Source organism: Streptomyces albofaciens JCM 4342 (genome assembly GCF_008634025.1).
GTDB classification, from domain to species: Bacteria; Actinomycetota; Actinomycetes; order Streptomycetales; family Streptomycetaceae; genus Streptomyces; species Streptomyces albofaciens.
On sequence record NZ_PDCM01000001.1, the window covers coordinates 1,535,842 to 1,558,064 of the forward strand.

At 71.2% G+C, this 22,223-nt stretch carries 13 protein-coding genes; 4 read left to right on the forward strand and 9 right to left on the reverse strand.

Going from position 1 to position 22,223, the window contains the following annotated elements; genetic code table 11:
• Window positions 1–3: 3 nt before the first annotated feature.
• The 3 genes from CP973_RS07185 to CP973_RS07195 are packed head-to-tail and all read right to left on the reverse strand — an operon-like array spanning window position 4 to window position 4,625.
• Window positions 4–942 (reverse strand): hydroxymethylglutaryl-CoA lyase, encoded by a 939-nt coding sequence (locus CP973_RS07185; RefSeq protein ID WP_150238597.1) that lies wholly within the window; start codon window positions 940–942, stop codon window positions 4–6.
• Window positions 939–2,954: an acetyl-CoA carboxylase biotin carboxylase subunit gene (locus CP973_RS07190; protein WP_244409310.1), complete on the reverse strand. Its 2,016-nt coding sequence runs from the start codon at window positions 2,952–2,954 to the stop codon at window positions 939–941. Before CP973_RS07190 ends, CP973_RS07185 begins: the two co-directional genes overlap by 4 nt.
• Window positions 2,955–2,984: 30 nt before the next feature.
• Window positions 2,985–4,625, reverse strand: coding sequence for a carboxyl transferase domain-containing protein (locus CP973_RS07195; protein WP_150238602.1), 1,641 nt, complete (start codon window positions 4,623–4,625; stop codon window positions 2,985–2,987).
• A 171-nt stretch (window positions 4,626–4,796) separates the two neighbouring features.
• On the opposite strand from CP973_RS07195, the gene CP973_RS07200 reads away from it, so the two are divergent.
• The 3 genes from CP973_RS07200 to CP973_RS07210 all read left to right on the forward strand — a co-directional run bounded on the left by CP973_RS07200 (window position 4,797) and on the right by CP973_RS07210 (window position 7,763).
• Window positions 4,797–5,570 (forward strand): SACE_7040 family transcriptional regulator, encoded by a 774-nt coding sequence (locus CP973_RS07200; protein ID WP_150238604.1) that lies wholly within the window; start codon window positions 4,797–4,799, stop codon window positions 5,568–5,570.
• Between the two features lie 80 nt (window positions 5,571–5,650).
• Complete coding sequence (locus tag CP973_RS07205; RefSeq protein WP_150238606.1) at window positions 5,651–6,808, forward strand: acyl-CoA dehydrogenase family protein; 1,158 nt, start codon at window positions 5,651–5,653, stop codon at window positions 6,806–6,808.
• Window positions 6,809–6,878: 70 nt separating this feature from the next.
• The gene (locus CP973_RS07210; protein WP_150238608.1) at window positions 6,879–7,763 is read left to right on the forward strand and encodes an acyl-CoA thioesterase; all 885 of its coding nucleotides are present in this window, start codon (window positions 6,879–6,881) and stop codon (window positions 7,761–7,763) included.
• Between the two features lie 45 nt (window positions 7,764–7,808).
• On the opposite strand, the gene CP973_RS07215 is transcribed toward CP973_RS07210, so the two are convergent.
• Window positions 7,809–8,603 carry a phosphatase gene (locus CP973_RS07215; RefSeq protein ID WP_150238610.1) on the reverse strand — a complete coding sequence of 265 codons (795 nt, stop codon included), beginning with the start codon at window positions 8,601–8,603 and terminating at the stop codon, window positions 7,809–7,811.
• Between the two features lie 112 nt (window positions 8,604–8,715).
• Between CP973_RS07215 and speB the strand changes: the two genes are divergently transcribed.
• Entirely contained in the window at window positions 8,716–9,702 is a 987-nt protein-coding gene (gene speB, locus CP973_RS07220) for an agmatinase (protein WP_150238612.1), read from the forward strand.
• 54 nt (window positions 9,703–9,756) lie between these two features.
• Here speB and CP973_RS07225 read toward each other — a convergent pair whose 3' ends face one another.
• From CP973_RS07225 to CP973_RS07245, 5 genes are all read right to left on the reverse strand, one after another.
• On the reverse strand, window positions 9,757–12,111 hold the full coding sequence (locus CP973_RS07225) for an SUKH-4 family immunity protein (protein ID WP_150238614.1): 2,355 nt from the start codon (window positions 12,109–12,111) through the stop codon (window positions 9,757–9,759).
• Entirely contained in the window at window positions 12,101–12,349 is a 249-nt protein-coding gene (locus CP973_RS07230) for a hypothetical protein (protein WP_150238616.1), read from the reverse strand. Before CP973_RS07230 ends, CP973_RS07225 begins: the two co-directional genes overlap by 11 nt.
• A gap of 281 nt (window positions 12,350–12,630) precedes the next feature.
• On the reverse strand, window positions 12,631–14,826 hold the full coding sequence (locus tag CP973_RS07235) for an SUKH-4 family immunity protein (protein WP_150238618.1): 2,196 nt from the start codon (window positions 14,824–14,826) through the stop codon (window positions 12,631–12,633).
• Between the two features lie 78 nt (window positions 14,827–14,904).
• Window positions 14,905–21,459, reverse strand: a complete 6,555-nt coding sequence (locus CP973_RS41365) for a toxin glutamine deamidase domain-containing protein (RefSeq protein WP_280119014.1) — start codon at window positions 21,457–21,459, stop codon at window positions 14,905–14,907.
• 223 nt (window positions 21,460–21,682) lie between these two features.
• Complete coding sequence (locus CP973_RS07245; RefSeq protein WP_244409311.1) at window positions 21,683–22,180, reverse strand: hypothetical protein; 498 nt, start codon at window positions 22,178–22,180, stop codon at window positions 21,683–21,685.
• Between the last annotated feature and the right edge of the window lie 43 nt (window positions 22,181–22,223).

Here is a 22,223-nt window from a genome sequence, read left to right on the forward strand (position 1 = left end):
CGTTCACTCCTTGTGGGAGAGGGCGCGGACGGTGCGGGACGGGCTCGGACGGCCCAGCTGTTCGGCCATCCACACGCTTGTGGCGGTGAGCCGGCCCAGGTCGACCCCGGTCTCGATGCCGAGGCCGTGCAGCATCCACACCAGGTCTTCGGTGGCGAGGTTGCCGGTGGCGCTCTTGGCGTACGGGCAGCCGCCGAGGCCGCCCGCCGACGCGTCGACGGTGGTGACGCCGTGCTGGAGCGCGGCGAGGGTGTTGGCCAGCGCCTGGCCGTAGGTGTCGTGGAAGTGCACGCCGAGGCGGTCGGTGGGCACGCCCGCCTCGTTCAGCGCGGCGAGCAGCGCCTGTACGTGCCCGGGGGTGGCGACGCCGATGGTGTCGCCGAGGCTCAGTTCGTCACAGCCCATGTCGAGCAGGGCGCGGCAGACCCGTACGACCTGTGCGACGGGCACCGGGCCCTCCCACGGGTCGCCGAAGCACATGGAGAGGTAGCCGCGGACGTGCGCCCGCTCCTCCTTCGCGCGGGCGACCACGGGCGTGAACATGGCGAGCGATTCCTCGACCGTGCGGTTGAGGTTGGCCTTGGCGAACGACTCGGTGGCGCTGCCGAAGACCGCGATACGGCGGGCGCCGAGGGCCAGCGCGCGGTCCAGTCCGCGGTCGTTGGGCACCAGGACCGGCAGATGTACGCCGAGGCCGTCCAGCATCGGGTAGAGCTGTTCGGCGTCGGCCAGCTGCGGCACCCACTTGGGGTGCACGAAGCTGGTCGCCTCCACGGTGCCCAGCCCGGCCCCGGCGAGGCGCCGGATGAATTCGGCCTTGACCTCGGTGGGGACGACGGCCGACTCGTTCTGGAGGCCGTCGCGGGCGCCGACCTCATGGATACGGACCCGGGCGGGCAGGCCCGGTGCCGGGACGGTCATGGGGAGTCCGGAAGCGGTCATGCCGTTGCCTCCTCGGTCGGGGCGGCCGCCTGCCCGTCCGCGGCCTGCGGGCCGGACGCGTCCGGCCCGGCGGACGCGTCCGGATCGACGACGGCGAGCACCTGGTCCATGGCGACCGTGCTGCCGGGGGACACGCCCAGCTCGCTGACCGTGCCGGCGTGCGGCGCGGAGATGACGTGTTCCATCTTCATGGCCTCGACGACCAGCAGCCCCTGCCCGGCGGCCACTTCGTCGCCGACGGCCACCTTCACGACGGTGACGGTGCCGGGCATCGGCGCGGTCAGCGCGTCCATGCCGTGCGCCCCGGCGGCGCCGCGCAGGGTGTCCGCGACCGGGTCGTGGTCGCTCACGTGCCAGGCGTCGCCGTCCCGGCCGAGCCAGTCGCCGGCCCGGCGGAAGGTGTGCACGACGCCGTCCACGGTGACGCGGACCGCATCGGCCGTGACGTGTCCGGTGCCGGTGGCCCGCACCGGGTCGTGACCCGGGACCTTGACCCAGTGCGCCGTGGGCACCGTACGGCCGCCGATCCGCCAGCCGTCCGGTACGGAGAACGGGTCCACCCAGCCGCCGTCCGGCACCGGCTCCAGCGCCGCGTTCCGTACGGCCGCGGCCGCCGCGTACACCTCGGCCGGCACCTCCCGCGGTACCAGCGCGTCCATCTCGCGCTCGACCAGCCCGGTGTCCAGCTCGCCCGCCGCGACGGCCGGGTGGGCCAGCAGCCGGCGCAGGAAGCCGGTGTTGGTCGGCACGCCGAGCACAACCGTTTCGGCGAGCGCGGCGCGCAGCTTGCGCAGGGCGGTCGCGCGGTCCGGGCCGTACGCGATCACCTTCGAGAGCATCGGGTCGTACAGGCTCCCGACCTCCGTGCCCTCGGACAGGCCGGAGTCCGTGCGCACCCCGTCGCCCCGCGGCTCGGCGAGCGCCAGGACCGTGCCGCCGGAGGGCAGGAAGCCGCGCGCGCCCTCCTTCACCGACACCGTCTCGGCGCAGATCCGGGCCTCGACGGCGTGCCCGGTCAGCCGGACGTCGTCCTGCCCGAACGCCAGCGGCTCCCCGGCGGCGATGCGCAGCTGCCACTCGACCAGGTCGAGGCCGGTGACGTACTCGGTGACCGGGTGCTCGACCTGGAGGCGGGTGTTCATCTCCATGAAGTAGTACGAGGCGGGGTCGTCGCCCGGCACGATGAACTCGACCGTGCCCGCGCCCCGGTAGCCGCACGAGCGCGCGGCCTGGACGGCGGCCTCGCCCATCGCGGCCCGCGTCGCCTCGTCCAGCAGGACGGACGGCGCCTCCTCGATCACCTTCTGGTGGCGGCGCTGGAGCGAGCACTCGCGCTCGCCGAGGTGGACGACGTTGCCGTGCGCGTCCGCGAGGACCTGGATCTCGATGTGCCGGGGGCGGTCCACCCAGCGCTCGACCAGCAGCGTGTCGTCGCCGAACGAGCCCCGCGCCTCCCGCCGCGCGGCGGCGATCTCGTCGGCGAGCAGCGCCTCGTCCCGCACCAGACGCATGCCCTTGCCGCCGCCGCCCGCGGACGGCTTCAACAGCACCGGCATCCCGATCTCGCGCGCCGCGTCGGCCAGTTGGGCATCGGTCAGTCCGCTCCCGGAGGAGCCGGGCACGACCGGCACACCGGCCGCCCGCACCGTCTCCTTGGCGCGGATCTTGTCCCCCATCAGCTCGATGGCCTCGGCGGACGGCCCGATGAAGACCAGCCCGGCGTCGGCGCAGGCCGCCGCGAACCCGGTGTTCTCGGCGAGGAAGCCGTAGCCCGGATGCACGGCCTGCGCACCGCTGCGCCGCGCCGCCTCGATCAGGCGGCTCGCGTCCAGATAGCTCTCGGCGGCGGGCGGCGGGCCGATCCGTACGGCCGTGTCGGCCTCGCGGACGTGCCGGGCGTCGGCGTCCGCGTCGCTGAAGACGGCGACCGAGCGGATGCCGAGCGCGCGCAGCGTCCGGATGACGCGGACCGCGATCTCGCCCCGGTTGGCGACCAGCACGGTGTCGAACATGCTCATCTGTTCCTTCACTTCCCGCACCCCTCACATCCGGAAGACGCCGTAGCCCGGCTCGCCCAGCGGCGCGTTGCCGCAGGCGGTCAGCGCCAGGCCCAGCACCCGGCGGGTGTCCAGCGGGTCGATGACCCCGTCGTCCCACAGGCGCGCGGTCGCGTAGTAGGCGTTGCCCTGCGTCTCGTACTGCTCGCGCACCGGCGCCTTGAAGGCGGCCTCCTCCTCGGCGCTCCACTCCTCGCCGCGCGCCTCCAACTGGTCGCGCTTGACGGTCGCGAGGACGGACGCGGCCTGCTCGCCGCCCATCACCGAGATCTTGGCGTTCGGCCACATCCACAGGAAGCGGGGCGAATAGGCCCGGCCGCACATCGAGTAGTTGCCCGCGCCGTACGAGCCGCCGATGACGACGGTCAGCTTGGGCACCCGGGTGCACGCCACCGCCGTGACCATCTTCGCGCCGTGCTTGGCGATGCCGCCGGCCTCGTAGTCGCGGCCGACCATGAAGCCGGAGATGTTCTGGAGGAACACCAGCGGGATGCCGCGCTGGTCGCACAGCTCGATGAAGTGGGCGCCCTTCTGGGCGGACTCGGAGAACAGGATGCCGTTGTTGGCGACGATGCCGACCGGGTGGCCGTGGATGTGCGCGAAGCCGGTGACCAGCGTCGTGCCGTACTCGGCCTTGAACTCGGCGAAGCGGGAGCCGTCCACGACGCGCGCGATGACCTCCCGTACGTCGTAGGGCGTACGGGAGTCGACGGGCACCACGCCGTACAGCCCGGCCGGGTCGAGCTTGGGCTCCTCGGCGGGCCGCACCGTCCAGGGCAGCGGGCCGCGGCCGCCGAGCGTGGAGACGATCGTGCGCACGATGCGCAGCGCGTGCTCGTCGTCCTCGGCGAGGTGGTCGGTGACGCCGGACGTACGGGAGTGCACCTCGCCGCCGCCCAGCTCCTCGGCCGTGACGACCTCGCCGGTGGCGGCCTTCACCAGCGGCGGCCCGCCCAGGAAGATCGTGCCCTGGTTCCGTACGATCACGGCCTCGTCGCTCATCGCCGGGACGTACGCGCCGCCCGCCGTGCAGGAGCCGAGCACCGCCGCGATCTGCGGAATGCCGGCGCCGGACATCCGCGCCTGGTTGTAGAAGATCCGCCCGAAGTGCTCCCGGTCGGGGAAGACCTCGTCCTGCATCGGCAGGAAGGCGCCGCCCGAGTCGACCAGGTAGAGGCACGGCAGGCGGTTCTCCAGGGCGATCTCCTGGGCGCGCAGGTGCTTCTTGACGGTCATCGGGTAGTACGTGCCGCCCTTGACGGTGGCGTCGTTGGCGACGATCACCGTCTCGCGGCCGGAGACCCGGCCGACGCCCGCGATCACGCCCGCGGCGGGCGCGGCACCGCCGTACATCCCCTCCGCGGCCAGCGGCGCGACCTCCAGGAACGGCGAGCCGGGGTCCAGCAGCGCGTCCACCCGGTCGCGGGGCAGCAGCTTGCCGCGCGCCGTGTGCCGGGCGCGGGCCTTCTCGCCGCCGCCGAGGCGGGCCGCGGCGAGGCGGGCGCGCAGGTCGTCGGCCAGCTCCTGGTGGGCGGCCTCGTTGGCGCGCCAGGCGTCCGAGGCCGGGTCGGCCGTGCTGTCGAGCACCGGTGCCTGCTGCGTCGGGTCCTTCGCCCTCGGATCCATCAGCATCGGACCTCCGTCTCCGTCGGCTCCATCGCCACCGGCTGCATCGCTAGGGCCTTTCTCGTCCGGCTGCCGCGCGTGCCGGGGGTCGCCCGGCGGCGCGGTTAATGGGCGTTAACTTCATTTCTCCCAGGTTAACGACCACTAACCCGCCTGTCTACAATTAGTTGTATGAGCAGCACACACGCCCCGGCAGCCACCAGCCGACGCGAGCAGATCCTCAAGGAGGCCGCCCGGCTCTTCGCCGAGCGCGGGTTCCACGGCGTCGGCGTGGACGAGATCGGGGCCGCCGTCGGGATCTCCGGGCCGGGCCTGTACCGCCACTTCGCGGGCAAGGACGCGATGCTCGCCGAACTGCTCGTCGGCATCAGTGAACGGCTGCTGGACGGCGGCCGCATCCGGGCCGCGTCCGGCGGGGACAGCCCCGCCGCGGTCCTGGACGCGCTGATCGACGGGCACATCGACTTCGCGCTCGACGACCGGCCGCTGATCACTGTCCACGACCGCGAACTGGACCGGCTGCGCGAGGCCGACCGCAAGCGGGTGCGCCGCCTCCAGCGCGAGTACGTGGAGCTGTGGGTGCAGGTGGTGCGCGAGGTGTACCCGGCGTGCGCCGAAGCGGACGCCCGCGCCTCCGTGCACGCCGTCTTCGGCCTGCTCAACTCGACCCCGCACCTCAGCCGCCCCGGCGCGCTCCCGGGCCGTACGGAGATGTCGGCGCTGCTGCACCGGTTGGCGCGCGGGGCGTTCGCGACGCTGGCGGGGGACGGGGGCGCGGCGGGCGACGCAGGCGGTGCGCGGCGCGGGAGTGCGGCGGGCGACGCGGGTGCCACGGGCGGTGCGCGGCACGGGAGCGCGGCGGCCGACGCGGGCGCCACGAGCGGTGCGCGGCACGGCGCGGGGGCCTTCTCCGGTCCCTCGGACACCCCTGGACAGTCTCGCTGACCGCCGGGTAGCTTTCGGCTGAGCAAGCGCTTAGTCGACGGGCCGGCGGTGGCCGGCCGGCGGACCTGAGGAGGCGGCGGATGCGCCGTACGGTGTTCAACGAGGATCACGAAGCGTTCCGGGAGACGATCCGCGCCTTCATCGCCGCCGAGGTCGTCCCCGTCTACGACGAGTGGATGCAGGCCGGCCAGGTCCCCCGCGACTTCTACAAGAAGCTCGGCGAACTGGGCGTCTTCGGCATCGAGGTCCCCGAGGAGTACGGCGGCGCCGGCCAGACCAGCTTCAAGTTCAACGCCGTCATCACCGAGGAGTGCGCCCGGGCCGGCGTCAGCTTCGGCGGTTCCGGCGTCCACACGGCGCTGTGCCTGCCGTACTTCCTCAAGTACGCGACCGAGGAGCAGAAGCGGCGCTGGCTGCCGCCCTTCGTCTCCGGCGACATGATGACCGCCATCGCCATGACCGAACCCGGCACCGGCTCCGACCTGGCCGGCATGAAGACCACCGCCAGGCTCTCCGAGGACGGCACCCACTACGTCCTCAACGGCGCCAAGACCTTCATCACCGGCGGCGTCCTGGCCGACCGCGTCATCGTCTGCGCCCGTACCGCTGCTCCCACCCCCGAGGACCGCCGGGCCGGCATCACCCTCCTCGTCGTCGACACCGCCTCCGAGGGCTACGCCGTCGGCCGCAAGCTGGACAAGCTCGGCCTCAAGACCTCCGACACCGCCGAACTCTCCTTCACCGACGTCAAGGTGCCCGTCGAGGACCGCCTCGGCGAAGAGGGCAAGGCGTTCTCCTACCTCGGCCGGAACCTCCCGCAGGAACGTCTCGGCATCGCCGTCGGCGCCTACGCCCAGGCCGCCGCCGCGGTCCGCTTCGCCACCACGTACGTCCAGGAGCGCGAGGTCTTCGGCAAGTCCGTCGCCTCCTTCCAGAACACCAAGTTCGTCCTCGCCGACTGCAAGGCCGAGGTCGACGCCATGCAGGCCGTCGTCGACCGCGCCCTCGACGCCCACGACGCGGGCGAACTGACCCCCGCCGACGCCGCCTCCGCCAAACTCTTCACCACCGAACGGGCCGCCGTCGTCATCGACAAGTGCCTCCAGCTGCACGGCGGCTACGGCTACATGCAGGAGTACCCGATCTCCCGCCTGTACGCCGACACCCGCGTCACCCGCATCTACGGCGGCACCAGCGAGGTCATGCGGTCCATCATCGCCAAGTCCATGGGGCTGTGAGCCTTCGCGCCCCGCTGCCGCGCCGGTGCCCCGCCCCGCGCGCCGCAGCCCGAACGAAAGCCGTACGCGCGTGAACGACGCCCTTCTCGCCCTCCTCGAACAACTCGACCTGGAACGCGTCGAGCAGGACATCTTCCGCGGCACCAGCCGCCCGTCCGTCGTGCCCCGGGTCTTCGGCGGCCAGGTCGCCGCCCAGGCCCTGGTCGCCGCCGGGCGCACGGTCCCCGAGGACCGGCCGCCGCACTCCCTGCACGCGTACTTCCTGCGCCCCGGCGACCCCGGCGCGCCCATCGTCTACACCGTCGACCGCATCCGCGACGGCCGCTCCTTCACCACCCGCCGCGTCGTCGCCGTCCAGCACGGCCAGCCGATCTTCCACCTCTCCGCCTCCTTCCAGGTGGACGAGGAGGGGATGGAACACCAGGAGCCGATGCCGTACGCACCGGACCCGCTGACCCTGCCCACCGCCGCCGAGATGCTGCCCCGCTACGCCGACCGCTTCCGCGAACCGGGCGTCGTCCAGCGCCTTCTGGAAGCACGCGCCGCCGTCGACCTGCGCTACGTGGACGCGCCCCCGTTCGGCACCGCGGGCGAGCCGCGCGAACCCCGCTCCCAGGTCTGGTTCCGTACGAACGGCAAGCTGGACGGCGCCATCGACCAGCCCTTGCTGCACATCTGCCTGGTCACCTACGTCTCCGACATGACCCTGCTGGACTCCGTACTGCTCGCGCACGGGCGCGGCGGCTGGGCGGTCGGCGACGTGGTCGGCGCGAGCCTGGACCACGCCATGTGGTTCCACCGCCCGTTCCGGGCCGACGACTGGCTCCTGTACGACCAGGAGTCACCGACCGCCCAGGGCGGGCGCGGGCTGGGCAAGGGGCGTATCTTCACGGCGGACGGGCGGCTGGTGGTGTCGGTGATCCAGGAGGGGGTCATCCGGGTGCCGCGGGGGTGATGCGGGGGCGGCGCGGGCGCGTCCCGAGGGCCGCCGCCGCTGCCCTCAGCCCAGCAGCCCCGCCGTGTCCAGCAGGTACGCCGTCAGCGGGTCGTAGTACCGCGGGCTCAGTACATGATCGTCCAGCGGAATCGTCAATTGCAGCGTGCCCTCCGCCTCGCCGAGGAACAGCGCCGGGTCGTTGCAGTCCGCGAACCCGATCGCGTCCAGGCCGCGCTGGCCCGCGCACCCGGCCCAGCCGTGATCGGCCATGACCAGATCCGGCAGCGCCTGGCCCGCCCGCTCCAGCCCGTCCAGTACGGCGGCCATCGGCGCGGGGGAGTGGGTGTGCCACAGCGTCGCGCCGCGCTCCAGCATCGCCACGTCGGCGAACTGGAACACCATGCCCTCGTCCGCCTGCAACCCGTCCGGTACGACGACGATGTCGCACCCCCGCGCCCGCAGCGCCTCGGCGGTGGCCCGGTGCACATCCAGCAGCCCGCCCGGGTGCCCGGTCGCGAACAGCACCCGCTCCCGCCCGGCGGCGGCCTTCCGCAGCCGGGCGGCCGCGCGCTCCAGAGCGTCCACCGTCAGCTCGGGGTCGATGGTGTCCTGGCCCATCCGGTGGCGGGTGTCGTCAATGACGCCGCAACGTTCCGCCATCACCGCGAGCACGTCCTGCTCATCGGTCCAGCGGTCCCCGAGCTCCAGCCCGAGCCAGTAGTGACGGTCTCCGTTGGCCAGCTTGCGGTAGTGGTCGAGGTTGTTCTCGCGCGGCGTGGCGACCTCACCGGCGATCCGGGTCCGTACGAGATGGTCGACGAGTTCGGTGCGGCTGGGAGCAGGCGGCAGTATCGGCATGAGGTCATTGTCCCTTGAAGCACCCCGCGATGGACGTGATGTCCATCGACCGGCGGCACATCACCGCAAATGTCCATGGCCACGCCGGGCCCCGCTCCCTACCTTCACCCTCATGACCACCGCATCCGCCGCTCCCGGCGCCTCCCAGGAACCCGTCGGCCCCGTCGACTCCTCCCGCGTCCCCCGCTACGCGGGCCCGGCGACCTTCGCCCGCCTGCCCCGCCTCGACCAGGTCGGCACGGCCGACGTCGCGGTGGTCGGCGTCCCCTTCGACACCGGCGTCTCCTACCGCCCCGGCGCCCGCTTCGGCGGCAACGCCATCCGCGAGGCGTCGCGCCTGCTGCGCCCGTACAACCCCGCCCAGGACGCGTCCCCCTTCGCGCTCGCACAGGTCGCCGACGCCGGCGACATCGCCGCCAACCCCTTCAACATCAACGAGGCCGTCGAGACCATCGAGGCCGCCGCCGACGACCTCCTGGACACCGGCGCCCGCCTGATGACGCTCGGCGGCGACCACACCATCGCGCTGCCCCTGCTGCGCTCCATGGCCAAGAAGCACGGCCCGGTCGCCCTGCTCCACTTCGACGCCCACCTGGACACCTGGGACACCTACTTCGGCGCCGAGTACACCCACGGCACCCCGTTCCGCCGCGCCGTCGAGGAAGGCATCCTCGACACCTCCGCCCTCTCCCACGTCGGCACCCGCGGCCCCCTGTACGGCAAGAAGGACCTCGACGACGACGAGAAGATGGGCTTCGGCATCGTCACGTCCGCCGACGTCATGCGCCGCGGCGTCGACGAGATCGCCGACCAGCTCCGCCAGCGCATCGGCGACCGCCCCCTGTACATCTCCATCGACATCGACGTCCTCGACCCGGCCCACGCCCCCGGCACCGGCACCCCCGAAGCCGGCGGCCTCACCTCCCGAGAACTCCTCGAAATTCTCCGCAGCCTCGCCACCTGCAACCTCGTCTCCGCCGACCTGGTCGAGGTGGCCCCCGCCTACGACCACGCCGAGATCACTTCGGTGGCGGCCTCGCACACGGCGTACGAACTTACGACGATCATGGCGCGGCAGATAGCGGAGAAGCGGGGGTGAAACCGGGCCGCCCGGCGCCCGGACGGGTGCCGGGCGGTCACGGCGTACCACGCTTCACAGCATGTCGGGGTCGTCCCACTGGCCCGACAGGACAGCGGCCCAGTGCGGATGCGCAGCGGCGACCGGGTCGATGTCCTCCGCCCATGCGCGCAGACTGCGCTTCGCGTCCAGCTCCTCCGCCCACACCGTGAAACCGCTCTCCGCCCGCAGCCGGGACAGGGCCAGTAGGGTGCACAGCTGCCGCAATCCGCTGCTGAGAACATGCTCCGCGACCGCGCCTTCGGTGTGCGTCGTAAGCACCCGCCCGGACGTACCGTCCAGCAACAGCCCCGCGCGCACCCACTTTCCCAGAGTGAAGAGCGGTCCCGGACCCGTGTCCGGAGGGAGTGCGGCGGTGCCGGTGACCTCGGCGAGGGCATGGGGCGGGCGGAATGATACGTACGGGAGCGTCCCCCCGAGGTCCGGGAGTCCCACCTCGGTCAGGAATCGCACGGTGTCCGGATGCGTGATCCCCGCCGGCAGCCCGGCCCGGGGGACGACGCGGCACGCTCCCTGCCCGAACGCCGATTCATACCAACCCTGTGACGGCTCATGTCCCGCGCGGACGATGGCCGGCATCGGCCACACCGACGTCCGGTTGTGGGCGCTGAGCAGCGGAAGCGAGCGCCAGCGAGGTGCTGATGTCACGCGCGGGGGATCGGGCGCGCCGAGGGCGTAGAGGCCACCATGGCCGCCGTAGACCAGCGTTCCGTCGGTGGCCACGGCCAGACAGGACGAAGAGGAAGGGGACCGGGGCGCGGGGCTCCGGTCGAGTTCGTCCGGTACCTGGACCGGTTCGAAAACGCGGTGGGCGGCGTGCTCGACGTCGCCGTCATCGTCGTAGTACAGCGCGACCCGGACGGCATCCCCGACCGGCGTGCCGTCGTCGAGCCTCCACAGACGCTCTTCGACCCACTCATCCGCGTCCGCTTCGTCGTCGAAGTCGTCCTCGTCGATCATCAGTTGCCCGGCGACCACGTCCGTGCCGTCCGCGGTGCCGACCACGGCCTCGTCGGCCCGCGCGGCGTCGTGTTCCGCCGAAGGCCCGAACAAGGCGTACGGTCGCCAGCGCGACCAGCGGGTCAGCCAGGGCAGGTCACCGGCCGAACGCGCAAGACGGGCGGCGAAGTCGGTGGCGCCACGATTCATCGACGCCCAGTGCAGCCAGGAAACCCACTCTTCGTGAGTGTCCGGTTCGACGCCGGCTTCCTCCAGGTAGTGCGCATCGGCCGCGGGAGTGTTCGGCGGAATTCCGCCGGAAAACGCGAAGGCCAGTCCGGTGAGCAGGGCGTGCCGGTCGGCATTCGCGAGAAAGGCGGGTTCTTCGGCCAGGTCGGGCAGCGTACCGGCGGCCGCGCAGTGCAGAGGAAGCGCGTGGGCGGCGTACCAGGCGACGGAGTCGTGCCCCCGCCAGGGAGTGGACACTCCGGGCAGGCGGAGCGAACGGTCCAGCAAAGCGTCGGCGATACGGACCTGCTCCGCCGAGCTGAACGGGCGGTGCTCACGTACGAGATGACGTACGCCGTCCGTCACGAATGCGACGCGGTCCACGGCGGATGCGACGTGGTCCGCGCCGAATCCGGCCTGTGGCGCTCCGGCTGTTTCCGCCGCGGCGTTCTCGCCCGTTCCTTCGGCGTCGCCGGTCCGCGCCGTGGCGGGCGTCACCGTGATGAGCCCGGGCAGGGCACTCACCACGGCCCGCAAATCCGCCGACTCGTCCGGCAGTCCGAGCGCCGCGCACAGCGTGGACCACGCAGGCAGCGGCACGTCCCGGATCTCGGCCGCGGCCAGGGCTCGCAGCTGCGGAAAGCGGGTGAGGGCATCGAGAAGGTCATGATGACCGGATGGGGCGCTCCCCGGCATTTCGAACGGAGGGAGACCTTCCCCTCCCAGAACGGCCGCCAACGGCACGCGTTCCTGAGCGTTGTCGGTCTCGACGAGTACGGCGACGGGGCAGGCGGCGTTCCGCAGCAACGGCACGATGACGTGCCGCAGCAGCCGCTCAGGTTCCGTCGATGTCGCCGTGCCGCCTGCCCACTGGACATTGCCGAACCCGATGACCACCCTGTCCTCGCCGTGGGTCCGCTGCCGGAACGCATCGGCCAGCGGGGCGTTGCGCGTCCGCAGGAAACGCTCGTCGAAACCCCAGGAAGCGATGAGCTGTGTGGCCACGGCGTCCGCGGTGCGGCCCCGGCAGTCGACGTAATGGGAAACGACCGGGAACTCACTCCGGCCGGCCGCTTCCGTCACGTCTTGCACGCACGCCGTCTTCCCGGCACCGACCGGACCGGCGACGGGAAGCGTCAGATGGCGCCGGTCCGGCACCCGCAGCCACTCCGACAACCTGGCGGTGACAGCTTCACGGGACACGGCGCTCGACTCCGTTCATTCCTTCGGGCGTTCGCGGGAACGCTATTACGCCATCGCCATACGAGACCTCCATGTCACTCTTCTTTTCCGGCTCGGTCAGCAGTCCCTGTTTCTTCATCTCGCCGCACGGGATACGTGGGGCGCCGTCCGGGCGGTCGAGATCCTCACTGAGGTAGTGAGCACAGGCGGCGCCGCCCAGGTCATCCGAGGTGCCGCAGGGCTCGAAGCCGGTGAACATGGCACTGCGCCGATACCTCTGGCCATCGAGCTGCCGCAACCCTTCGTCGGCGGCGGTCGGTGCCCTTGGCCACCACCACGCACGCCCAGGGGCATGGGGGCTCCCGCCGTTCCCCCCCCCGGCACCGTCTTCGGCCCGGGTAGAGGTACGGCGTACACGAGAAATCCGATGTCGAACTCGTGGACCTACAAAGGGTGGGGCCCTTGTCGGCCGTGTGCGTAGGCGATGCGAGATTGGCCAAAGTTTCTTCGGCGGTGTGGGCGCCGTGCAAGCGGGTGCCCTCAGGACGCGTTCGAAGTAATGCCGTACATCCAGGCGGGCGAGTTGGCCCCGGCAGGATCCAGGGATTCCAGGCCGCCCTGAATCCGGGCGCGCAGCAGAATTCCCTCCAGACGGTTCCGGTTCAGGCTCAGCATGTGCGCTCCGACGGTGAAGAAACGGACCATGGTCAGGAAGCGTTCCAGGTCGGTGGCCACCAGGACGTCCCGGCTCCACCCGGCCGGTTCGTCTTCGGCGGGCGTGCGCAGCACCTCGCCGCCGGCGCCGTCGACGACGACCGTGCCGCCCCACCATTGGCCGAGGCGGAAGAACGGGCCGGAACGGCCCGGAGCAGGAGCTTCGGCGGGCCAAGGCACAGAGGGCAGCGGTCCGTCCCCCAGGGCGTCCAGCCGTAGGCCTACGACGTTGACCGGCGGCACCCCGATTTCCGTCAGTACGCGTCGCGCCACGTCCGACCGCAGCCCGTCCGGCAACTGGTCGTCGGCAACGGCCCGGGAGAAGTCGGAACCGTAGAGATCGTTCAACAGGGCACGCGACAGAGGCGCTTCAGGGGACGGATTACCGGTGGAGTCGTACTCCCAGACCTCGCGTTGGTCGCGGAGGGGCGAGAGGGGCAGGGAATCGGCTGGCGCCGCGGAGGCGGGAGCCGGATCGATGGCGATGACGCCCCCGGGCCCGCCGAGGACGACGAGGTCGCCGACCTTGGCGGAGCAACTGAGCAGGTCCTCGTTCAGGCCACGCAGCGCGGACGACAGTGATGCCTTGCGCAGCGCCTGCGCAGTCAGTGGTGCCGATCGGCCGTCCGGCCAGGAGAGGGTTTCGGCGACTTCCTGCGGGAATTCCTCGGTGAATTGCGGCCATACGCGTTCGCCGGTCGCCGCGTGCCACACCTGCAGGGTCCGGTCGTACTGCCCGAAACCCACGATGAGCGGCTCGTCCCGCCGATGGACGACCCCGAGACTCACGATCGATCCCGGTTCGGTGAACCGGACCCCGAAACCGCCCGGCGGTCGCCAGTCCGCCCACCGTACCTTCCAGGGAAGGTCCAGACCGGAATTCTCGATCGCGTGCGCGAGCGTATCGTCACCGCGTGCGGTGGCCATCAGATGCAGCCATGCCGCCCACTCGCCCTGACCGGGTGGCGTCACCCCGTTGAGATGCGCGAAGAAGGCATCGGAGACGACACTGTCGCCCGGCGCCTTCTCCTCCAGGCAGCTGTTGGCGTCGAGGAGCGCGTCCTGAGTGACGTTGGCTGCGAGCTTCCCGTCCTCGATGAACAGGCCGAACCGTTGCGCGTGTACGGCATGGACGGGCAGTGCCCGCGCCGCGTACAGACCGATCTCCCCGGCCGCCTGCCAGCCGAGCGGATGGGCGGGGAGCGTGTCCTCGTCCACCAGCCACCGCACGATCTCACCGTGCACCGCGGCGAGCTGTTCAGGGGCCGTGCTCGCGGAGCTGTGCGCAGCGCGCAATTCCTCTGCGTCCGACTCCTGGCGGAAGCGCACGAGGCCGGACGTCAGCACTTCCAGGGCTGCGTGTTCCTGTGCGAAGCCGGTCAGTTCGTCGGTGGTGCGGTCGCCCGCGCCGCATGCGCGCACCAACCGGCGCCAGACGGCTACCGGCACCGCACGTGTTTCCGCGTGAGCCAGTGCTCGCAGCTCCGGCGCGTCCAGGGAACCGGCAACCGGCCCGCAGTCCGCACCTGACTCGTGCGCCGTGGGCGCGAGAAGGTGCCGGGTGCGCGGCAGGTACTCCGCCCATCGCGCCGAGTCGTCGGCGTCCGTTTCGATGACGATGCCCAGCCCGCCGGTCGCGGCGAGGTCGTCCAGGTTGCCGTCGATGATCCGACGGGGGTGCGAGGAGCAGCGCGTACGCCCCGCGCGCTGGCCGTTCAGAATGACGACGAGTTTCCGCTCCTCGTCGCGGTCCTCCTCGGCCGACCAGTCGCCCTCCTGCGCGGCCACCCAGTCGATTTCGCCCGCCTCGCGGACGGCAGCGTGCAACTCCTCGGCCGTCAGACCCTCGGCGTCCACGACCTCGGCCTCGGGCACCTCCTCGGCCAGCCGCAGCAACGTCGCGGTGCGGCCCGACCGCCGGGTGCCGACGACCTCGATCACACCCGGCTCCCAGGCCACGTCGTCCTCCCACCAGGACATCACCTCGGCGATGACCGTGTCGGTGGTGACTTCGTGTGGCATGCGTCCTCCGTGCGTCGTCGTCCCGGCCGGTACGCAGCTGTCCGTACCGGCTTTCCGTGCTGCTGCCTCAGGCTACTCTCACAGTAGTTGGGGAATGACCTTGACCCAGGTGTCACCGATTCCCTTCATGTAGTTCTTGAATTCATTGGCGACATCCCTTTCCAGTGCGGTGCGCTTCTTGTCGGTCAGCTTGTCACGCTCCTTGCGTACCTGCTCGATCTTGTCTTCCCGTTGCTTGTCCGTCAGTGAGGCGTCGTCCCGGATTTCCTGGATGCGAGGCTCGAAAAGGTCCCGGATCTTCTGCCGTTCGGCCACACCCACCGGATCGGACCGGTACGTGGTGCTGTAGTGGACGGGAACGCCTTCCATCGCCTTGTGCGTACGCAGCCGGTTCGAGCAGTTCGCGTGCCCCTCGCCCTTTCCGCACGGCTCCCGTTCGGTGTACAGACCTTTCACCGTGACATGGTCGTTCGGGTCGGCGGACGCGTTCCGGCGATCGACCTCTTCCAGCAGCACCTTTTCCGAGTGGCCCGGCGCGAATCCGTGTCCGCCCGCGGGTACGGAGGAATCGACGATGTACTCCACGCCGCCGTCCGGCCGCTGGACTTCGAGGACGGCGTAGTTCTTCCCGGTGAAGTCGGGACGGTGGTCTCCCGCCGCGTCCAGAAGGGCATTGAGGCCCGGACGTTTGTAATGCGACTTGATTCCCTTTTCGGCGTTGTCCTCGTTCACGCGTTCCACGTCGATGCCCTTTCCGGCTCCGCGGATATCGGGCATCAGGCCCTGGCGGTGCTCCGGCGGCCATTGCGACCGTTCGCGGATGGCGGGCCCTGGCTGGTGCGGATCGCCGATGGGATTGCCGTCGTCGTCCCGGGGGTCGACCGTGGCCGCGTGCTGTTCGTGGAACGAGATGCTCATACGGGCCAGCGCGGCCACTACCGCGGTGCGCTGGCCCTGGTCGAGGTCGGCGAAATCAGGGTCCCGCAGGACCTTGTTCAATTCCTCCAGCGTGAAGGTCGTACGGCCTTCCGGCCCGTGTTCCCTGGCCGTCCGTTCCAGGACTTGGGCGAGCGGACTGCGCCCGTGCTCGTCCGTACCCGGATGGTCGGGGTCGGCCCACCGTGACAGATTGTTGTGTGTCGTTTCGGTGTCGGTACGGAAGACGGGATTTCTGCCGTCGGAGCGCAGGGCCCGCTGCGAGTCGTCCGGCGCGAGCCCCTGGGGGCTTTCCAGATCGGGCCCCTCGGAACCGTCCGGTTTCGTGTTCTCTTGAACGTGCTTTTCCCGAGCGGCCTGCTTTTCCGCTTCGCTCTGCGGCCCGGTTTCCTTCTTCGCCTTCTTGGCGGCCCCCGGGTCACCGTCGTCCTCAGCGGGGTGCTTGGTACCGGCAGGCTCATACGGCGGCCGGCGCCCGATCCCACCGGAATGGGTACCGGCCGTGTCGCTCCCGGGCACACCGCCCGCGGGGCTCACAGGACGCCGGTCGCGGCCGAGGGGAACGGCGTGGACGCCGTGATCGCCGCTGTGGAGGGGCTGGTCGCTGCGGCGGCCGGTCTGGGAGTCGACGTAGGTGATCTTGCCCTGGTGGTTGACGGCGTTCCAGGCGTGGGCGCGGCCGTGGCGGTCCTGGGTGATGATGACCGCCTGCGAGCCGTGACCGGCCTGACGGAGCGTGTTCTCCAGGCGGTTGAAGGCGTCGCGGCCGTTGCCGTAATCGCTGAAGCGCGCGCCGAGCGTGTTCTCGATACGGTCGCGGCCATTGCGCTCGCCGCGGTCGGACGGAGTGCCGTCCGAGTTGAGGTCCGGGGTGCGGTGAGCGGCGGCGGTGGGGTTGCCGGAATACGTGTCGGCCGTGGCGAGCGCGGCGTCCACGCAGTTGTTGTTGCGGCCCGGGGCGTCGGGCCCGGGTTCGTTGATGCGGTTGACCCAGTCCCCGCTGTTCGGGTCCGGGTGGGGTTCCGGATTGCCGTGCTCATCCCGGGGGATCGCCGCATCGACCCGCTGCTGGTGCTCGTCGGAGGGACCGTCGAGCCCGCCGGGGCGTTCGCGGTTGCGGGTTTCGGAGGTGGGGGTCGGGGGGTGGTCGTGGTCTGGGGGGGTGTGGTGGTCGGGAGTGGCTTGGTGGGCGGGGTCGGCTTGGTGATTCGGGCCGGCTTGGTGGTTTGGGTCGGTGTGGTGGTCGGGAGTGGCGTGTTGGTCGGGAGTGGCGTGTTGGTCGGGAGTGGTGTGGTGGTTGGGTTCGGCGTGCTGGTGGGGGTCGGCGTCGTTCTGGTTCGGGGCGTCCGGCTGGGTGTCGTGGTGAGCCTGGTTGTTTTCGCCGTGCTCGTTGTGCCCGGGAGCGTCGGAGGAGGGCGCGCCCGGGTACTGGTGGGGTGGCTGTTGCTGGCTGTACGGGTTGGGCTGGTGCTGCTGTGGGGCGGGCTGTTGGTGGGGCTGGGCGTATGGGGTCGGCTGTTGGTATGGGGTCGGCTGTTGGTACGGGTTGGGCTGATGCGGCTGTGCGTAGGGGGCTTGCTGCTGGTATGGGCCGGGCTGGTGGGGTTGGTGCTGGGGGCCAGGCTGGTGGGGTTGATAGGGCTGGTGAGGCTGCTGGTATGGGTTCGGTTGGGGCTGTGCGTAGGGGTTCTGCTGCTGGTACGGGTTGGGCTGCGGCGGCTGAGGCTGCGGGTGGGGTTGTGGCTGAGGGTGGATTTGCGGCTGCGGCTGCGGCTGCTGTTGGGGGGTGGGCTGGGGCTGGGGCTGGGGCTGGTTCTGGGGCTGGGGCTGGGGGTGCTGTTGCTGTTGCTGTTGCTGTGGGGCTTGGGTTTGGGCCTTGGTGGGGTCGTAGGGATTGCGGTTGGCGTCGAGGGTCAGGTGCCAGACGCCGTTGGCGGCGGTGTTGATGGGCTGCTGGCTGATTTCGCCGGTCTGGCTGTCGACCCAGATGACGCGGCCGTTGTGGTTGACGGCGTTGAACACGTGGGCGCCGCCGCCTGAGCCGTCGGGGTTCTTGGGCCAGGTGACGAGGACCGCGGCAGCCGCACCGTGGCCGGCCTGGCGCAGTTCGTCGGCGATGTTGGAGTAGGCGTCGTGGGAGTTCGGGCCGGAGTTGCGGAACTGGGTGCCCGCCCACTGCTCGATGTTGTGGGTGCCGTCGCGCTCACCGGACGCGCGGTCGATTCCGCCCTTGCCGTCCGGGTCGTACGTACGGACCGCGGACACCTGCGGGTTGCCGTACCAGGACTCGATGAAGGAACGGGTGCAGTCGGCGCAGTTGTTGGAGCGGCCGAGCACGGTGGGGCCGCCGTCGTTCTGGTACTGGGCCCAGGGCTGGAACGGGTCGTTGAACGCGCGCGGGGTGCCGTCGGGGTTGCGCGGGAACACGTTCAGCAGCGCTTGCTGGTCGTGCGGGTACGGCGAGTACAGCCCGCTCGGCGCGTGATTCAGGCTCGCGCGGACGTGCTGGATGCTCGGGCGGTTCGGGTCCTGGGGGACAGGAGCCTGGTGTGGGGGCTGGTGGGGAACAGGGGGCTGATTGGGTGCGTGCTGAGGAGCTTGCTGGTGCGGTTGTTGCTGGTTTTGGTGGGGGAATGGGTGCGGTTGGGGAACCTGGTGGGTCGGCTGCTGCTGAGGGTGCGGTTGTGGGTGTGGTTGTGATTGCGGGTGGGGTTGTGCTGTTTGGGGGGATTGGTGCGGTGCGGGAGTGGTGGAGTGGTTTTGGAAGGTTGGCTGGGTCGGGTTGGGCTGGGCCTGGTGGGGCTGAGGCTGTGGCTGGTGCTGAGGAGTGGTCTGGTAAGGCTGGTGCTGGGGCGCTGGCTGCTGGTACGGGTTCGGCTGGGTTTGCGGAGCGGGCTGCTGGGCGTATGGATTCTGCTGCTGGTGCGGCTGAGGCTGCGGTTGCGTATGCGGTTGTGCGTGCTGCGGGGTTTGTTGGGGGAAGGGATGCTGCTGGTGCGGAGGCTGTGGTTGTGGAACTTGCTGCTGGTGTTGCGGGTTCTGCTGGTGTTGCGGGGTCTGTTGTGGGTGAGGGTGCTGCTGGGGAGCGGGCTGGTGCGGAGCGGGCTGGTGGGGGTGTGGGGCGCTGGGGGACTGGGAGTTCGGGTGGGACGGGGACTGCGTGGGGGTGTTGGTGTCGTTGGGGCGCGCAGGGCCGTCGAGGCGGGGGTTGTGCGGCGGACGCTCGGGGCGGGGCTGCTGTGTGTGGTCCTGGATCGCCTGTGAGCCGTCCGGGCGGCGGGTGTCGGCGGGCGGCGTGCTCGGCGTGTCGCGGCGCGGGCCGTCCAGGCGCGGGTTGTAGGCCGGACGCTCGGGGTCACGCTGCTGGCTGATGTCGCGAATCGCCTGTGAGCCGTCGGGGCGACGGTTGGTGCCGGTGGTGGGGCCGGCATTGGTGGGGCGGTTGGGGTTGGAGGGAGTGTTGCCGCGTGGAGGCGTGGTGGCCGGTCCGGGGGTGACGCCTTGCGGGGGCATGGCTGGGGCGCCCATGGCCGGGCCTGCGGACTGGGGAGTGTTCTGTTGCGGCTGCTGTGCAGTGGTGGGCGTGCTGGTGCTGGGGTCCGCGCTGTGCTGGGTCGGCGGGGGCGCGGTCATGGTGGCGGCCGACTGGGTGTTTACGGAGGTGTCGCTCTCGTCCACCGTCGGCATGGGGTCGCCCGGGGCCGGATCGCGCTGCTGGATCGGCTGGCCCGAGGACGGCGAATGCTGAACGGGTGCGCCCTGCGAGGGGACGCCCACATGCGGAACGGACGGGCGGCCGCCACCACTACCGCTACCGCTGGAACTGTCGGAACTGCCGCCGTTGTTGGTGCCGTCGCTGGTGTTGCCGGGCGGGTTGCCTGCCACGGGGTCCACGGACGGTGTGTGCTGCTGGGGAGCGGCGGAAGCGTCGGGGGACGGGCCAGGGGCGGGCTGGGTGCTGACATTGTCCGGCACGGGGCGGGCCGAGTCCGGGGTGGTGTCGGGCGCCGGCTGAGTACTGATCGAATCCGGGCCGGGGTTGGGGCTGGGACTGGGGGCGGGGCCGGGGCCGGGTGTCGGGTGGGTGCTGGCGGACTCAGGAGCGGGGCGCGCGTGGTCCGGGGTCGTGTCCGGGGCGGGCTGGGTGGTGACGTTGTTGGGGTTGTTGTCCGGGTTGGGACGGGCCGCGTCGGGGGTGTGATCGGGGGTCGGCTGGGTGGTGATGTTGTTGGGGTTGTTGTCCGGATTCGGGCGCGCTGAGTCAGGGGTGGTGTCCGGCGCCGGCTGGGTGCCGATGTGGTCCGACGGAGTGTTGTGGTCGGCGGCTGGGGTGGTGTGGGAGCCGGACGTTCCGGCGTCGGGGGCGTGGGTTCCGGCGTCGGTGCCGCTGTAGGGGTTGTGGTCGTTGCCGCCCTGGAAGCCGGCGTCGAAGGGGGAGCGCTGGTCCGGGGGCGGCAGGGGCTGGGCGCGGGGGGTGTCGCGGTTGCCGTCCGGGCTCGGGGTGGAGTGGTCGGGGGCGGCGGAGGGCGTGTGGCCGGAGCCCGCGTCCGTACCGGCGTTCGCACTCGCACTCGCACTCGCACTCGCACTCGTGCCTGTGCCTGTGCCGGTTTCGCCTGCGCGGGGGGTGTGGGAGGAGCCGCCGCCTCCGCCGGTACCCGCGCCCGCGCCCGCGTGCGAGGTGGAACCGGAACCGCTGTCGGCCCCAGCCCCAGCCCCGGAACCAGAGCCCGAGCCGGTTCCGCTGCCGCCGTTGCCGGAGCCGCCCGCATCGGATCCGCCGCCGGAGTGCGAGCCGCTGCCGCCACCCGAGCCCGTACCGGAGCCGTTACCCGAGCCCGTACCCGTACCAGAGCCGGAGCCCGTGCCCGTACCGGAGCCGGAGCCCGATCCGCCCCCGTCTCCCGAGCCGCCCCCGTCGCCCGTCCCGCCACCGCCACCGCCTCCGCCGTGGTCGCCGTGGCCGGCGGCGGAGTCCAGGCCCTGGCGGGCACGGTGACCGGCGCGGTGGCCGGCGCCGTCGCGCAGGGATTCGCCGAGGGTCTCGCCGGTGTTCTTCAGGGCGTCCTTGCCCGCCTCCACGCCCTTCTTGGTGGTGCGGCCCAGGTCGTAGCCGTTCTGGGCACCGAAGTTCTGGTTGACGGTCTGGGCGATCAGGTCGGAGGCCATGGCCTCCAGCGCGGAGATCACCGGTTCCTTAGCCGCCTCCATAATGGCGTCCAGCAGCTGCTTGGCGACCTCCTTGAGGATGCGCCGCACGATCTCACGGGTGGCCACCGTGCCCGCCGCCGCCCCGATCTCGGACAGGCCCAGAGTGAAGGGCGCCGCCGCCTGCGCCGCGATGATCTCCGCGGCCAGGATCGCCAGCTGCGTGATCACAGCGATCTTCATGCCGACGACCAGCGCCGCGGCCGCCTCCAGGGTGAAAGCAATGATCTCGGCGGCCTGACGGGCATCGTCGAAGTAGCCGGAGCCGTCGGCGAACTTCTCCCACGTCTTGCTGAAGCCCTCGACGGCATCCCCGGCGTTGGCCGCCAGGACATTGCCCGCCGCGCTCGCGCCCCGGGCCTGATGACCGGCGACCTCACCGGCGAACTGACGCCAGACCTGAGCGCACTCGATCAGCTTGTCCTCGTCGGCATGCGGCCAGTTGAAGCCCAGCATGTCCAGGACCCACTCCAGCGGATCCGGCAGCATGAGAGACAAGACGCAACTCCCCCGTGAACGTGCGTATACGGCTCGCCGATGACGGCGGCGGTGGTGGTGACGGTGTGTGGGTGGCCGGCGGTCGGGCGGAGCGCGGCGCCTGCCGTACGGCTGCGGCCGGCCGGCCGGGCGGTGGCGGGCGGCCGACCGCGTACGGGAGTGTGGCCCGCGCGTGCGCAACCGTCCGCCGCCCAGGGGCCGCTGGCCCCACCGGTCAGTGTGTCCTGGGACTTTCCAGGTGTGAGATGAGCTTGCCCGACGAGGCGCCGGAGCCCTGCGGGTTGGGCACGTGCTGCTTGATCAGCGACTCGCTGAAGTCCTCGCCCTCCGCGTAATTGCGGGACATGGAGTTCAGCGCCTTGCCGATTTCCTGGAGCTTCGAGGACAGGTGGCCCATCGACTCGTACATGCCGTCGCGTACGCCCTCGTAGACGACGCCGAACTTCTCACCGATCTCGTCATCGCCCCACGGCGGCATGTCCGCCTTGCTGGCGAACGTCGTCAAACCGCTCATGAACTGCTCACCGAACGACTTCTCCGGCTCCTTTTGGCCACCGCCCGCCGGCGGCGTCCCCGGCGGGCCCGCGCCCAGCGCGCTCAGCCCGTCCATCAGCCGCTTGACCGAGTCCTGGAAGTCCTCACCCAGCTTGACGAAGTTGGTGCCCTCCGCCTTCAGGGACTCCACCTCGGTCTGGAAACCGCCTGCTCCCACAACGCCCCCGAGTTGTCCGTGCCTTCTTCAGGTGCTGCCCAAA

Coding starts and splice junctions, on each gene's coding strand:
- CP973_RS07185 (WP_150238597.1), bottom strand. CDS start 942: ATGACCGCTTCCGGACTCCCCATGACCGTCCCGGCACCGGGCCTGCCC.
- CP973_RS07190 (WP_244409310.1), bottom strand. CDS start 2,954: ATGTTCGACACCGTGCTGGTCGCCAACCGGGGCGAGATCGCGGTCCGC.
- CP973_RS07195 (WP_150238602.1), bottom strand. CDS start 4,625: ATGGATCCGAGGGCGAAGGACCCGACGCAGCAGGCACCGGTGCTCGAC.
- CP973_RS07200 (WP_150238604.1), top strand. CDS start 4,797: ATGAGCAGCACACACGCCCCGGCAGCCACCAGCCGACGCGAGCAGATC.
- CP973_RS07205 (WP_150238606.1), top strand. CDS start 5,651: ATGCGCCGTACGGTGTTCAACGAGGATCACGAAGCGTTCCGGGAGACG.
- CP973_RS07215 (WP_150238610.1), bottom strand. CDS start 8,603: ATGCCGATACTGCCGCCTGCTCCCAGCCGCACCGAACTCGTCGACCAT.
- speB (WP_150238612.1), top strand. CDS start 8,716: ATGACCACCGCATCCGCCGCTCCCGGCGCCTCCCAGGAACCCGTCGGC.
- CP973_RS07230 (WP_150238616.1), bottom strand. CDS start 12,349: ATGTTCACCGGCTTCGAGCCCTGCGGCACCTCGGATGACCTGGGCGGC.
- CP973_RS07235 (WP_150238618.1), bottom strand. CDS start 14,826: ATGCCACACGAAGTCACCACCGACACGGTCATCGCCGAGGTGATGTCC.
- CP973_RS41365 (WP_280119014.1), bottom strand. CDS start 21,459: ATGCTGCCGGATCCGCTGGAGTGGGTCCTGGACATGCTGGGCTTCAAC.